This window comes from Aeromonas rivipollensis (genome assembly GCF_037811135.1).
GTDB lineage: Bacteria > Pseudomonadota > Gammaproteobacteria > Enterobacterales > Aeromonadaceae > Aeromonas > Aeromonas rivipollensis.
The window spans coordinates 2,855,098-2,868,346 of the sequence record NZ_CP149130.1 but is presented as its reverse complement, the minus strand read 5'-3'; the positions used below and the strand labels follow the sequence as shown (position 1 = coordinate 2,868,346).

Below are 13,249 nucleotides of genomic sequence, written 5' to 3'. Positions count from 1 at the left end.
GAAAAACGACAGATAACAAAAAGGCTCCCGAGGGAGCCTTTTTCATGGGCCTTGCTTACTGCTTGTAGCCCTTGAGGAAGCGGGCGAGGCGGCCTATGGCCTCTTCCAGCTCCTCTTCCCGGGGCAGGAACACCAGCCGGAAGTGATCCGGTGCCGGCCAGTTGAAGCCGGTGCCCTGCACCAGCAAGAGCTTCTCTTGCTGCAACAGGTCGAACACCATCTTCTGGTCGTCGCGGATGTCATACACCTTGGGATCGAGGCGCGGGAACATGTAGAGCGCCCCCTTGGGCTTGACGCAGGAGACCCCGGGGATCTCGTTGAGCAGCTCCCATGCCTTGTCCCGCTGGCGGCGCAGGCGGCCGCCCGGCAGGATCAGCTCGTTGATGCTCTGGTAGCCACCCAGCGCGGTCTGGATGGCGTGCTGCATGGGCACGTTGGCACAGAGCCGCATGGAGGCCAGCATCTCCAGCCCTTCAATGTAGCCCCTGGCACGGCCCTTGGGCCCGGTGATGACCATCCAGCCCTGGCGGAAGCCGCAGGCGCGGTAGGCCTTGGAGAGGCCGTTGAAGGTCACCACCATCACATCGTCACACTGGGTGCAGACGCTGGTGTGGGAGATGTCGTCGTAGAGGATCTTGTCGTAGATCTCGTCGGCGAAGATGATGAGGTTGTGCTGGCGGGCGATCTCGATCAGTTCCAGCTGGAATTCGCTGCCGTAGACGGCGCCGGTAGGGTTGTTCGGGTTGATCAGCACCAGGCCGCGGGTGCGCGGGGTGATGCGGGCGCGGATGTCGTCGAGATCCGGATGCCAGTCAGCCCCTTCATCGCAGCGGTAGTGCACCGCATGGCCACCGGAGAGGGTGACGGCGGCGGTCCAGAGCGGGTAGTCGGGGGAGGGCACCAGCATCTCGTCGCCGTTGTTGAGCAGCGCCTGCATGGCCATCACGATGAGCTCGCTGGCGCCATTGCCGATGTAGATGTCGTCGATGTCGACCTTGCGCATCCCCTTTTGCTGGTAGTACTGCATCACCGCCTTGCGGGCCGAGAAGAGCCCCTTGGAGTCGCAGTAGCCCTGGCTCTGGGGCATGTTGAGGATCACATCCTTGATGATCTCTTCAGGCGCATCGAAACCGAACGGGGCCGGGTTGCCGATGTTGAGCTTGATGATGCGGTGGCCTTCGTCCTCGAGACGGCGGGCCTCTTTATGCACCGGGCCGCGAATGTCATAGCAGACATCGTCGAGCTTGTGCGACTTGTCGATAGTGAACATGGTGAGCGTGATTCCTTCCCCTGGGGGCGCGTTGGCAGAAAAGCTTTTTTTAGTATCAAATTTCTCTACCCCTATTCTTCACAGAATTGAATGCTAGAACAATCTAATTTATGGAATAAATCCCTGATATTTACCCCTGAAACAGGGTTGCCAGTCTGTTAAATTCAGCAGGATCGTTTGCCTGTCTCGCGAGAGACTAGTGAAAGATGAGGGGGAGGTTCATAAAGCAGCAAGAGTGTATTGAATTATCCACCCCATCTGGCACGATTGGCTGGGGTAAAAATCTGCTCCAACCCCTGCTGCCGGCCTAGGGCACGCGCAGCTCAGGGCGTCCTTTCATCCTGTCGTCGAGGATCTTCATGCACGCACCCGCAACCGGTCGCTACCGCCACTTCAAGGGGGGTTACTATCAAGTGCTTGCCCTGGCTCTGCACACCGAAACCAAGGAACAGCTGGTGGTCTACCAATCCGAGCAGGATGCACAGGTCTATGCCCGTCCGGTCGCCATGTTCATGGAGTGGATTGAGCATCAGGGGCAGGTGGTGAGCCGCTTCACACCTGTGGCATGAGGGAGTGATCAAGGTCCATAAGAAAAGGCGCGCCAGGCGCCTTTTCTTATGTGGGTATCGGACTTACAGGCCCAGATTGGCTCTGGCATAGGCCTCGAAATCGGTGCAGCCACCGATGTGCCGTTCGTCCAGGAAGATCTGCGGCACTGTGGTGACGGGCTTGCCCGCCTTGGCGGCCAGATCGTCCTTGGTGAGCCCGGCGACGTTGATATCCACATAGCGGAATTCGAAGTCATCGCGCTCCTCGGTCAACTGCTCGGCAATCTGCTTGGCACGAACGCAATAGGGGCAACCCGGGCGACCAAAAATTTCTACAAACATCTTTTCTCTCCGTTAGATAAGGCCGTTGAGACGAGGCTGGCAACAGCATAGCCTCGGCTTTGGACCAGTCAAAGCTGAAAATACCGATGCGTGCATTCGCCGTGCTCGATTGCACCCTGGATAGGTGACGACACGGAGGCCTGCACGTTGAGCGGCGGCGAACTATTCCAGCCCTATTGCTCGACAATCCCGGCACTCAGGATTCGTGGCTGCCGAGCGATGCACTCCGCTCCATTCAAGCAAGCCTGCCTTACTGCTCGGCACTCAGGATTCGTGGCTGCTGAGCGATGCGCTCCGCTCCACCCAAGCCTGCCTTATTGCTCGGCAATCTGGATGGGTTGCTGCTGATAGATGCTCTCCAGCACCCCCTTCTCGAACACTGTCCACGGCCAGGCGGCCTTGCTGGCGCGATAGCGCTCGTGGGTAGCCGGATCCTGGGAGAGACCGCGCTGGAACATCACGAAGGCCTTGCGCTGGCCGCTGGCGGTGTCGATGAAGCCGGCCAGGTTGGAGGTGCCGGTGATGGTGCCCGTCTTGGCGTGCACCTTGTTCTTCATCATGGGGGCGGTGACGCTGCGTCGCCAGGCCAGGGTACCGTCCACCTGGGAACTCGGCAGCAGCTTGATGAAGTCGAGCTCGGCGTCGTTCTTCTGGATGAAGTTCAGCACCGACAGCATCTGGCGGGCGCTGATGAGGTTGTGAGCGGAGAGGCCGGAGCCGTCTGCCAGGGTGGCGTTGCCCAGATCGATGCCGTGCTTGGTCAGGATGGCGCGCACCGCCATGGTGCCGCTGCGATAGCTGCCCGGTTTGTTGTAGTAGTGACGACCCACGGTTTTGAGGAAGGTGTCGGCGTAGAGGTTGTCGGATTTTTTCAGCATCTTGGAGAGCATCACCGGCAGGGAGACCGAGTAATGGGTGGCCAGGGTATCGGCGCTCACCGGGGCCTGATGGGTGACCCGCAGCAGGCCGTCGTGGCTGATCCCGGCGCGGTTCATGGCCCAGCGGATGTTGTCCCAGCCCCAGGCTTCCACGTCGTGGATGGCAAAGCGCAGGCCCTGCGGCTCCTTGTTCGGGGTGATGCAGCCCTTGAGTTCGTAGAAGTTGCCCTTGGCCATGTCCACTTCCAGGGCGCAGAACTGACGCGCCATGTCGCCATAGCTCATCACCTCCACGTTGTCGGCGCCGATGCCGATAGGGACGCCGGTGGCGACGTTGCCCACCGCGGGCCTGCCAATCTGGGTGGCGGTGACGGTGCCGTAGGCACAGTTCTTGTCGATGATGACGGCTGAGACGGGGGCTGCGAAGCAGAGGGTCTGATCCCCCCAGGACCAGCCGTTGCCGCGCTCATAGCCGTTGTAGGCACCGGTGTTGACGTAGACATTGCCCTGAATGCGGGTAACCCCGAGCTGCTTGAACAGGGCCACCAGATCCATCCGCGACAGTGTGGGGTCGCCGACGAAGTTGATCCAGATGTCGCCATTGATGGCGTCACCCTGTTTGGCGCCGGGCTGGGCCTGAATGTCGGTGGCGAAACGGAAGTCGGCGCCGAGCTCGATGCGGGCGGCCAGGGCGGTCAGCACCTTCATGGTGGAGGCGGGGGCTATCATGTCGTCGGCGTGACGGGCAAACTCCACCCCGCTGTTGCCCTGGACTATGACGGCGTACTGGCCCCCCTTGGGCGGGGTCAGCGGGGTGGCCTGGGCCACCAGGGAAAAGAGAGCACAAAAACCAATCAACAACCGCTGCATAAGATCCTCTAACTGAACGAAGGGCGCCGGCAGTGCGATGCGCCCCTGATAATCAAACCTGGTAACTGTCATTTGCCCGCCAGATGGCGTGGCTAGGCAAAGGCGTTGGCAGTGCGGTACCGCCCTTCATAATCAAAAATTTTCTCCTTCACCTGCCAGAAACGCCCCGACTTGCGGGCGATGACGAAATCCGGGTGACGGAACTGGCTTTGCGCAGCCAGCACGCTCGCCAGAGTGGTAAATTCGGGCTCCAGGCCCGGGGCGGGCCAATGATGACGCACAAAGCGTTGTTGAAACAAGCGCCGCGCACCGCTGGTGTGAAAGGCGAAGTATTCCGTCAGGGTGAGACCGTCTTCATCGTGATAGGTCACCTCCAGCCGCTCCCCCTGTTTGCCGCGCCCTGCGGTGAGGGTCAGCCCCGCGCAGCGAATGACCATGCAGTCCTTGAGATTGAGGGCTTCCTTGAGCTTGTCGTCCGGATCCACCAGCAACTGATCGCAGCTCTGGCAGCGGCGGGCGGCGATGTCGTTTTCGGCGCCGCAGGCGGGACAGATCTTGGCGCGAAAGCGGTAGTCGCACTCCTCGCGGTGGCCCTCGTCATCTTCAAACAGCCCCTGGCAGCGGCGGCCGTAGTGCTCGACCACCTTGCCCTCCTCGTCTGTCTTGCCCCAGAAGGTGTTGGCAAAGCCGCAGGCGGGGCAGGGGACCTGTACCGGTTCTGTACCGGTGTGGGGTCTGGGCTCCCCCACCTCGGGGGCAAACAGGTTGAAGTTGTTGCCGGCGTAGTCGAGCACCAGACAATCAGTCTTGCCCGGCGACAGGCGCAGGCCGCGCCCCACAATCTGCTGATAGAGCGACACCGACTCGGTGGGGCGCAGCATCACGATGAGATCGACATGGGGAGCATCGAAGCCGGTGGTGAGCACCGCCACGTTGACCAGAAACTTGATCTCCCGCTCCTTGAAGGCATGGATGAGGGTATCGCGCTCCGGCCCTGGCGTTTCGCCGGTGACGAGGGCCGCCGTCTGGGATTTGGCGAGCAGCAGCCCCTGAATTTCCCGGGCATGCTCGACGGTGGCGGCGAAGATCATCACCCCCTGCCGCTCGGCGGCATACTCCAGCACCTGATTGAGGATGTGGGGGGTGACCCGCTGCTGGCGCTTGAGCTCGCCGTTGAGATCCGCCTCGCTGAACAGGCCGTTCTCCCTCGGCACCAGCCTGCTGAAGTCGTAGTGGACTATGGGGGCATCGATCATGCGTGGCGGCGTCAGGTAGCCGTTCTTCACCATGAAGCGCAGGGGCAGCTCGAACACGCAGTCGCCAAAGAGCCGCTCCCCGTGGCTCTTCACCATGCCGTGGTAGTGACGCCGGTAGATCCAGCCCAGCCCCATCCGGTACGGAGTGGCGGTGAGCCCCAGGATCTTGAGGGCCGGATTGGTCCCCTTGAGATGCTCGATCACCTGATGGTACTGGCTGTCGTCATCGAGCGAGACCCGGTGGCACTCGTCGATGATGAGCAGGGAAAAGGCCCCGTCAAATGCTGTCAGGTTGCGGGCCACCGACTGCACCGAGCCGAACACCACCTGGGCGCTCGCCTCCTTGCGAGCCAATCCGGCGGCGAAGATGTCGGCCTTGAGCCCCCAGGCCTCGTACTTGGCGTGGTTCTGCTCCACCAGCTCCTTGACGTGGGCCAGCACCAGCACCCGGCCACGCGCCTTGCGGGCCAGCTCGGCGATAACCAGACTCTTGCCCGCCCCTGTGGGCAGCACTACCACGGCGGGATCCGGGTGCTTGCGAAAGTGGCTGATCACGGCGTTGACGGCGTCGGTTTGATAGGGTCTGAGAACGAACATGAGGGCGTGGCGTGTGAACATGGTGCGGCGCAGGATGGCGCCATTATATGGATCTTGGGGCCACAAAAACAGCGGGCCGGCATGATGCCGGCCCGCAGGTACCACCAAGGTGCTTAGTGGAAGGGGAACAGGTAGTTGAGCCAGCTGCCCATGCGCAACAGGATCTTGCGCATGATGGCCACATGGTGCATGTGTTCGGTATAGATGGCGGCCTGACCGCTGGAGCCGGCAATCACCTGATACTGGGCCCAGTCTGGGTCAGTGATGCGGATGAGCACCGGCAGGCGACCCGGTTGCTGCGCCGAGTTCTGATCCAGCAAGGGGGCGTTGGCTTGCACGTTGCCGGACGCTATGGCCGGGATGATGGCCTCGACCTTGCCCTTGAAGATGCGTCCGGGGACACCATCGATGACCACTTCCGCTTCGTCACCCGCCTTGAGGCGTTGCATGCTGTTCTGCCAGAACCAGCCCACATAGAAGTTCTCGTCCTTGTGAACGAAGGTCATCACGGGGCGATACAGGTAGGGGGTGGCTACCATGCCGGGGCGCAGGGCCATTTGCAGCACATAGCCATCCGAGGGGGCATAGACCACTGTCTGCTCCAGGTTGTACTGTGCTTCGCTCAGTTGGGCCTGCAGATCTTCGATGGTTGCTTTCTGCTGATCTATCTGCGCCGTGATGTCATCGACATTGGCCTGTGTCACATCCAGATCGCGCTGTTTGCCGATACCACGGCGCATCAGCTCTTTCGCCCGATCCCGGTCAAGCTTCGCAGAACGGAGTCTGGCGCTGATGGAGTTGAGGTTTTCCTTGCTGGCGGTGAGACGGGCGGCCAGGCTGTTGACTTTCTGCTCGAAGCGCATCGGGTCTATCTTGAACAGCACGTCGCCTTGTTTCACTTCCTGGTTGGGCTTGACCGGGACATCGGTCACTCGTCCCTTCACCAGGGGAACGACGGGGGTGGAGACGTAGTAATCCCGGGCCGTCTGGGCATAGGGGTGGTTGTAGTTCATCAGGGTGATGAGGGCCCCTATGATGAAGACGCCACCAAGCACGGCGGTCGGTACAGTCCACTTGTTGAGCGGGATCTTGAAGATCTTGAAAATCCCTACACAGATGGCCGTATAGGTGAGAATAAGTAGCAAATCCATGGAGGGTTACCTATTTTTCAGTCTGTTCGAGCGTGGTCATACGGGCCTGCAGGACGGCAAGCTCTTGCTTGAGTGCGGTGATTTCGTCTTCGTCTTTTTCAAGACGCTGACTGAACCCCCAGCCGCGATCGGGGCGATAGAGCGTGGCCCAGATCCAGAGGAAAGGCCAGAGCACGTGCAGGGTGAACAGGCTGACCCAGCCGGCCACATGAATGGCATCCTGGTGCGGGTGATTGCGATGCTTGGCGATTTCATACGGAATGTCGTGGATGACGATGACTCCATAGAACATGATCAAGACAACGAACACCAATATTCCCAGGGCAATGTAGTCAAGTACCATCGGTTTCTCCCATCTAAGTCGCGAGGCCATACCCGGAGCCTGGCATTCACAATAATCGGCTCATGATGACAGCATATTAGCAGAGCGCAAGGGTGCGAGCAGGGAGTTGGATCATCAGTACAGGCTCGGTTAATCGGTTGGCTATTTATCGCGCACCATTGATTTCTTTCTATAAAATCAAGCATGAAAGAGAGTCGTATGTCTCGTGACAAAAAAGGTGCGCGATGAAAAGGCGATACACAATGAACCTCGGGTTGGGGCTGCTGCTCATGCTAGCCCAGGTCACGGTGGCATGGGCCGCCGAACCCCGGCTGGAGCCGACCGTGCAGGAGAAGGCACAGACTCTGGTGCTGCTCCATGAACCCATCGTCATGCTCCAGGCCAAGTTTGGTCGTCTGGACGGGGCGGGCAGAGTCCGGTTGGTGCAGGAGCGGATCAAGCAGCTGCAGGCCTCGGATCTTGAACAGCCGGTGACCCTGGTGAGCGCCAGGCGCTTCGGGCAGGACAGCCGGGAGTTTCTGGTCAATGGCAAGCGGATCCTGGTGCTGGTGGAGGGGGATCTGGAAACCCTCGACGAGCTGAGCCTGGATCAGGCGAGCGAGCGTGTCCGCCAGCGGCTCGACAAGGTACGGCTCAAATACCTCGAGTTGCACTCCACCCCCTATCTGGTGAAGGCTGGCGGCATGGCGCTCCTGGCCAGCCTGATCTTCTTCGGTCTCATCTGGTCGCTGCAATGTGGTCATCGGCGGCTCAGGAAGTGGCTCGCCAATCGTCTCCTGCTGCAGAAGGGATTGATCCCCCATCAGTGGCGCCAGGTGGCGGGCAACGTGGAGGTCCGCCTGCTCGGCCTGCTGACCCTGCTGCTGATCTTCATGCTCACCTATGGCTGGCTCACCTATGTGCTTGGCCTCTTCCCCCATACCCGGGCCTGGAGCGAGCGGCTGGGAGACTCCCTGTTTGCCCTCTGTGGCGGCATGCTGGAGGGCATGATTGCGGCCATGCCGGGCCTGGTGACAGTGGTGCTGATCGTGATCATCACCCGCTTCTTCATCCGTATGCTGGCCATCCTCTTCGATCGCATCGAGCGGGGACAGTTTCGGGTGCAGGGGCTGCACGCCGAGACCATAGGAGCGACACGGCGGCTGCTCTCGGTGGTGATCTGGCTGTTTGCCCTGACCGTGGCCTACCCCTATCTGCCCGGCGCCGACTCCGACGCCTTCAAGGGGATCAGCGTCTTCTTCGGCCTCATGGTGACACTGGGGTCGGCGGGCATCATGAACCATGCCATGAGCGGCCTGGTGCTCATCTACTCCCGCGCCCTGCGGCCCGGCGATCTGGTGCAGATTGGCGAGGTGGAGGGGATGGTGAGCGAGCTCAATGCCCTCTCCACCAAGCTGGTGACCCGCCAGGATCACGAGGTAACCCTGCCCAATGCCGTGGTGGTGGGGGGCAAGGTGGTGAACCTGACACGGCTGGCGGGGGAGAAGGGGGTCGCACTGCTGACCAAGGTGACTATCGGCTACGATGCGCCCTGGCGTCAGGTGCACGCCATGCTGGAGCTGGCGGCCCGGCGCTGCACCATGCTCAATCAGTCCGAGCCGCCCCTGGTGCGTCAGCTGAATCTGCAGGACTGGTATGTGGAGTATGAGTTGCAGGTACGGATGAAGGCGGACTTGCTCCCCGCTGTGGTCAAGACCGAGCTCCATGGCCACATCCAGGATGTGTTCAACGAGTTCGGGGTGCAGATCATGTCCCCCAACTTCATCGCCCAGCCGGAGCAGGCGGTACTGGTGGCCAGGGAGCACTGGTACCAGGCGCCCGCCGAGGCCCCCGGGACGCCCACCAAAGAGTAAGCCCCTGGAAAATGAAGAGGCCCGGCAGCAATGCCGGGCCTCTTGTCATGGGGAAGGCTCAGTCTCGGGACTCAGCTCTCCTTGGCTTCCCTCAGCTGGGAGGGTCTGAACTTCACCAGGAAGGCCAGGGTGATGAGGGCGGTACTCACCAGACCTATGATGGTGGAGACGTTCATCGCCAGCCCGAAGCCGATGGGGGCGTTGGCCAGGTAGGTAATGACCACGGCGGTCATGAAGATGGCGGGTATGGTGCAGATCCAGTGCAGCTTGCCCTCCTTGATGAGGTAGGCGGCGGCGGCCCACAGCATGATGACGGCTGTGGTCTGGTTGGCCCAGCCGAAGTAGCGCCAGATCACCCCGAACTCGGCCTTGGAGATGATGAAGCCGAGGATGAACATGGGGATGGCGATGAGCAGGCGCTTGACCAGCGGCTTCTGGGTCATCTTCAGGAAGTCCGCCACTATGAGGCGGGCGCTGCGAAACGCGGTGTCACCGGAGGTGATGGGCAGGATCACTACGCCCAGGATGGCCAGGATGCCACCCACTGTGCCGAGCAGGCTGGTGGAGACCTCGTGTACCACGGCCGCCGGGCCGCCGTTGGCCATGGTGGCGTTGAGCGCTTCGGTGCTGTCGTAGAAGGAGAGACCCAGGGTGCACCAGATGAGGGCGATGATCCCTTCCCCTATCATGGCGCCGTAGAAGATGAAACGGCCGGACTTCTCGTTCTGCATGCAACGGGCCATCAGCGGTGACTGGGTGGCGTGGAAGCCCGATACCGCGCCACAGGCGATGGTGATGAACAAGAGCGGCCAGAGCGGCAGCTCGGTCGGGTGCAGGTTGGAGAAGTCCATACCCGTGTTGTAGAAGCCTTTGCCGGAGACGATGAGCCCTATGATGAGGCCGACTGACATGAAGACCAGCAGGGCGCCGAAGATGGGATAGAAACGGCCGATGATCTTGTCGATGGGGACTATGGTGGCGAGTATGTAGTAGGCAAAGATCGCCACTATCCAGTAGACCAGATCGGTGGAGGTGAGGTTGGCGAGCAGGCCTGCCGGGCTCAGCACGAACACCACGCCCACCAGCATCAAGAGCACCACGGCGAACAGGTTCATGAAGTGCTTGGCGGCGGTGCCGAGGTGCTCGCCGACCACGGTTGGTACCGAGGCCCCCTTGGCGCGCACCGACAGCATGCCGGAGAAGTAGTCGTGAACAGCGCCGGCGAAGATGCAGCCGAACACTATCCAGAGCATGGCCACCGGGCCGTAGAGGGCACCGAGTATGGGGCCGAAGATGGGGCCGACACCGGCGATGTTGAGCAGTTGAACCAGGTAGACCTTCTTGTCCGACATGGGGACATAGTCCACGCCGTCGGCCATGGTGATGGCGGGGGTGGCCAGCTCGGGTTTGGGGCCGAATATCCGTTCGACGAATTTGCCGTAGATGAAGTAGCCCGCGACCAGCAGACCGACACAGAGGAAGAACCAGATCATTGTTACGCTCCAGCATTGTTATTTTATGGTGTGCGCGGTCAGTCTAGGTGGGGCCTTCTGTTAACGGCAGGTAAATGATGGTGAGCGGCGACATGGCGACCCGAGCGGTCGCCCGCTGTGATCCGGCGCACAGCGGGCGCCCTCATTCCAGCCCCAGCTCGTCTTTGAGCTCCTTGAGATAGCGTCGGCTGACCGGCACCCGGGCGCCGCTCGGGGTGACAATCTGGGCCAACTGGTTTTCCAGCAACTGGATCTCGAAGATGGCGCCCGGGGCCACCAGGTACTGGCGGTGGCAGCGCAGCAGCGGTGTCTTCTCCTCCAAAGATTTCAGGGTGAGCTGGGTGTGAAACAGCTCCCCCTGGCAGGCGACATGCACCCCGCCGAGATCCGAGAAGGCATACTCCACCTGCTCGATGGGCAGCAACCGCACCCTGTTGTGCAGATAGCCGGGGATGTGGCGAATGGCCGGTGTCAGCGCAGCCACCGGCTGGGGGCTGAGATCCTGCTTGAGGCGCGCCAGCGTCTTGGCCAGCCGGGCGGGCTCTACCGGCTTGAGCAGGTAGTCGAAGGCATTCTCCTCGAAGGCCTGGATGGCGTAGTCATCAAAGGCGGTGACAAAGACGATGCGGGGCAGGGGATCCAGCATGGCCACCAGCTCCATGCCGCTGAGCTTGGGCATCTGGATATCGAGAAACACCACCTCCGGCTTGAGCCGCGCAATGAGGGAGAGCGCCTCTATGGCATTGGCGGCAGAGCCGAGGATCTCGATGTCGGGGTCGCTGCCGAGCAGCTCGGCCAGCTCCTCGCGGGCATAGGGTTCGTCGTCGACTATCAGGGTGCGGATCATGTGATCTCCTTGGAAGGGGAATCCGGCTGTCTGGGCAGGGTGAAAGAGACCCGGGTCCACTGCTCCGGCTCACACTGCACCTGGATGCCAAAGCGCTCGCCGAAGGCACTCTTGAGCCGCCTGTCCACAATGCTCATGCCAAGGCCGTCCCCCTGGGGACCAGCGAGCCAGGCTCCGGCATTGTCCTCCACGCAGAGGGTGACACTCTCTGGTCCTTCCTCGGCGAAGAGCCGGATCCGCCCCTGCTCCAGCAGGGAGCAGATACCGTGCTTGATGGCATTCTCGATGAGAGGTTGCAGAGTGAAGCTCGGCAGTTGCATGTCGGCCAGGTGCGGCGGTATCTCGTTGATGACGGTCAGACGCTCGCCAAAGCGGGCCTGCTCTATCTCCAGATAGGACTGGCAGTGCTCCTGCTCTTCCTGGAGGGTGGCCAGATCGTTCTGGCGCTTGAGGTTCTTGCGAAAGAACAGGGAGAGGTGCAGCAGCAGCTGGCGTGCCCGCTCGGGGTCGCGCCGGGTAATGGCACTGATGGTATTGAGGGTGTTGAACAGAAAATGGGGATTGATCTGTGCCTGCACCAGCTTGAGCTCGGACTGCACCAGCAATCGCTGCTGCTGCTCCAGCTGCCCGCTCAGCAACTGCTGTGACAGCAGGTTGGCTATCCCTTCCCCCAGGGTGTGGTTGATCTTGAGGAAGAGCCGCTTCTTGGGTTCATAGAGCTTGATGGTGCCGATCACCCCCTGATCCCCTTGCAGGGGGATCACCAGCACCGAGCCGAGCTGGCACTGGGGTGAGATGCTGCAGCGATAGGGACGGCGGTTGCCATCGGCAAACAGCACCTTGTTCTGGGCTATGGCCTGCAGGGTGATGGCGGAGGTGATGGGGGTGCCCGGTTTGTGGTGATCCTCCCCGGTGCCGATGAAGGCGAGGATCTTGTCGGTGTCAGTGATGGCGACGGCGCCGACCCCGGTCTCCTCTTGCACTATGTGGGCTATCTTGCGGCTCGCCTCCGGGGTGAAGCCCTGGGTCATGATCCCCAGGGTGCGGTTGGCGATGGTGAGCGCCTTGGCGGAGAAGACCCGGGAGAACTTCTCGTACATCCGTTGCTGGTCGCGGATCATGCTGATGAAGAGCGCCGCCCCGCAGGAGTTGGCGAGGATCATGGGGGTGGCTATGGTGCGCACCAGCTGCAGGGCCTGCTCGGACGGGGTGGCGACCAGCAGAATGATGACCATCTGCAGGATCTCGGCGTAGAGGGTGGTGAAGAAGGCAATCCGGGGGTTGAACAGGGCATCCACCCGGTTCGTTCGCATCAGCCGCCAGTGCACCAGGCCCCCCAGCAGTCCCTCGCAGGTGGTGGAGATGGCGCAGGCGAGATCGGTAAAGCCGCCCAGGGTATAGCGGTGCAGGCCCCCGGTCAGTCCCACCAGAAAGCCCACCAGAGGGCCTCCCAGCAGCCCCCCCAGCACGGCGCCGACGGCGCGGGTATTGGCAATGGCGTCGTCTATGTCCAGCCCCACATAGGTGCCCAGTATGCAGAAGCAGGAGAAGATGACGTATATCAGTATCTTGTGCGGCAGTCGGACCGAGTAGTTGGCCAGGGGACGCAGCAGGGGACTCTTGGAGAAGAGGTAGGCAATGACCAGGCTGACGCTCATCTGCTGGAGCAGGGAGAGGACTAATTGCATAAAAAACCTTCCTCAAGAATGGTCCCGGGTCAGAACGCCACCAGGACGTACTGTGATCAAGATCCCGTCTTGATGCAGGACGCGGCCCCATGGCGGGGGCAGTTTGCCAGAAT

11 protein-coding genes are annotated in these 13,249 nt (G+C 61.4%); 2 read left to right on the top strand and 9 right to left on the bottom strand.

Going from position 1 to position 13,249, the window contains the following annotated elements; translation table 11 throughout:
• Nucleotides 1-55 precede the first annotated feature (55 nt).
• Nucleotides 56-1,270 (bottom strand): pyridoxal phosphate-dependent aminotransferase, encoded by a 1,215-nt coding sequence (locus tag WIR04_RS12870; RefSeq protein WP_106887201.1) that lies wholly within the window; start codon nt 1,268-1,270, stop codon nt 56-58.
• A 359-nt stretch (nt 1,271-1,629) separates the two neighbouring features.
• Here WIR04_RS12870 and WIR04_RS12865 point away from each other — a divergent pair, with 359 nt between their 5' ends.
• On the top strand, nt 1,630-1,839 hold the full coding sequence (locus WIR04_RS12865) for a DUF1653 domain-containing protein (RefSeq protein ID WP_338887412.1): 210 nt from the start codon (nt 1,630-1,632) through the stop codon (nt 1,837-1,839).
• Between the two features lie 63 nt (nt 1,840-1,902).
• Here the strand turns inward: WIR04_RS12865 and WIR04_RS12860 are convergent, their stop codons facing one another.
• From WIR04_RS12860 to WIR04_RS12840, 5 genes are all read right to left on the bottom strand, one after another.
• Nucleotides 1,903-2,160: a GrxA family glutaredoxin gene (locus tag WIR04_RS12860; RefSeq protein WP_025326549.1), complete on the bottom strand. Its 258-nt coding sequence runs from the start codon at nt 2,158-2,160 to the stop codon at nt 1,903-1,905.
• Nucleotides 2,161-2,474: 314 nt separating this feature from the next.
• Complete coding sequence (gene dacB / locus WIR04_RS12855) at nt 2,475-3,908, bottom strand: D-alanyl-D-alanine carboxypeptidase/D-alanyl-D-alanine endopeptidase (RefSeq protein WP_338887409.1); 1,434 nt, start codon at nt 3,906-3,908, stop codon at nt 2,475-2,477.
• 92 nt (nt 3,909-4,000) lie between these two features.
• The gene (locus WIR04_RS12850) at nt 4,001-5,761 is read right to left on the bottom strand and encodes a DEAD/DEAH box helicase (RefSeq protein ID WP_338887407.1); all 1,761 of its coding nucleotides are present in this window, start codon (nt 5,759-5,761) and stop codon (nt 4,001-4,003) included.
• 113 nt (nt 5,762-5,874) lie between these two features.
• Nucleotides 5,875-6,912: an HlyD family secretion protein gene (locus WIR04_RS12845; RefSeq protein WP_025326552.1), complete on the bottom strand. Its 1,038-nt coding sequence runs from the start codon at nt 6,910-6,912 to the stop codon at nt 5,875-5,877.
• Between the two features lie 10 nt (nt 6,913-6,922).
• A complete protein-coding gene (locus WIR04_RS12840) occupies nt 6,923-7,255 on the bottom strand; it encodes a DUF3302 domain-containing protein (protein ID WP_025326553.1) in 333 nt (110 codons plus the stop codon).
• Between the two features lie 242 nt (nt 7,256-7,497).
• Here WIR04_RS12840 and WIR04_RS12835 point away from each other — a divergent pair, with 242 nt between their 5' ends.
• Complete coding sequence (locus WIR04_RS12835) at nt 7,498-9,108, top strand: mechanosensitive ion channel family protein (RefSeq protein WP_338887403.1); 1,611 nt, start codon at nt 7,498-7,500, stop codon at nt 9,106-9,108.
• Nucleotides 9,109-9,179: 71 nt separating this feature from the next.
• Here WIR04_RS12835 and WIR04_RS12830 read toward each other — a convergent pair whose 3' ends face one another.
• The 3 genes from WIR04_RS12830 to WIR04_RS12820 all read right to left on the bottom strand — a co-directional run bounded on the left by WIR04_RS12830 (nt 9,180) and on the right by WIR04_RS12820 (nt 13,136).
• On the bottom strand, nt 9,180-10,601 hold the full coding sequence (locus WIR04_RS12830) for a carbon starvation protein A (protein WP_106887196.1): 1,422 nt from the start codon (nt 10,599-10,601) through the stop codon (nt 9,180-9,182).
• Between the two features lie 142 nt (nt 10,602-10,743).
• A complete protein-coding gene (gene btsR / locus WIR04_RS12825) occupies nt 10,744-11,448 on the bottom strand; it encodes a two-component system response regulator BtsR (protein ID WP_319912958.1) in 705 nt (234 codons plus the stop codon).
• On the bottom strand, nt 11,445-13,136 hold the full coding sequence (locus WIR04_RS12820; RefSeq protein WP_338887397.1) for a sensor histidine kinase: 1,692 nt from the start codon (nt 13,134-13,136) through the stop codon (nt 11,445-11,447). Before WIR04_RS12820 ends, btsR begins: the two co-directional genes overlap by 4 nt.
• Nucleotides 13,137-13,249: the final 113 nt, after the last annotated feature.

Bases quoted from the DNA above. Each gene is read 5' to 3' on its own strand.
- WIR04_RS12870 (WP_106887201.1), bottom strand. From the start codon at position 1,270: ATGTTCACTATCGACAAGTCGCACAAGCTCGACGATGTCTGCTATGAC.
- WIR04_RS12865 (WP_338887412.1), top strand. From the start codon at position 1,630: ATGCACGCACCCGCAACCGGTCGCTACCGCCACTTCAAGGGGGGTTAC.
- WIR04_RS12860 (WP_025326549.1), bottom strand. From the start codon at position 2,160: ATGTTTGTAGAAATTTTTGGTCGCCCGGGTTGCCCCTATTGCGTTCGT.
- dacB (WP_338887409.1), bottom strand. From the start codon at position 3,908: ATGCAGCGGTTGTTGATTGGTTTTTGTGCTCTCTTTTCCCTGGTGGCC.
- WIR04_RS12850 (WP_338887407.1), bottom strand. From the start codon at position 5,761: ATGTTCGTTCTCAGACCCTATCAAACCGACGCCGTCAACGCCGTGATC.
- WIR04_RS12845 (WP_025326552.1), bottom strand. From the start codon at position 6,912: ATGGATTTGCTACTTATTCTCACCTATACGGCCATCTGTGTAGGGATT.
- WIR04_RS12840 (WP_025326553.1), bottom strand. From the start codon at position 7,255: ATGGTACTTGACTACATTGCCCTGGGAATATTGGTGTTCGTTGTCTTG.
- WIR04_RS12835 (WP_338887403.1), top strand. From the start codon at position 7,498: ATGAACCTCGGGTTGGGGCTGCTGCTCATGCTAGCCCAGGTCACGGTG.
- WIR04_RS12830 (WP_106887196.1), bottom strand. From the start codon at position 10,601: ATGATCTGGTTCTTCCTCTGTGTCGGTCTGCTGGTCGCGGGCTACTTC.
- btsR (WP_319912958.1), bottom strand. From the start codon at position 11,448: ATGATCCGCACCCTGATAGTCGACGACGAACCCTATGCCCGCGAGGAG.
- WIR04_RS12820 (WP_338887397.1), bottom strand. From the start codon at position 13,136: ATGCAATTAGTCCTCTCCCTGCTCCAGCAGATGAGCGTCAGCCTGGTC.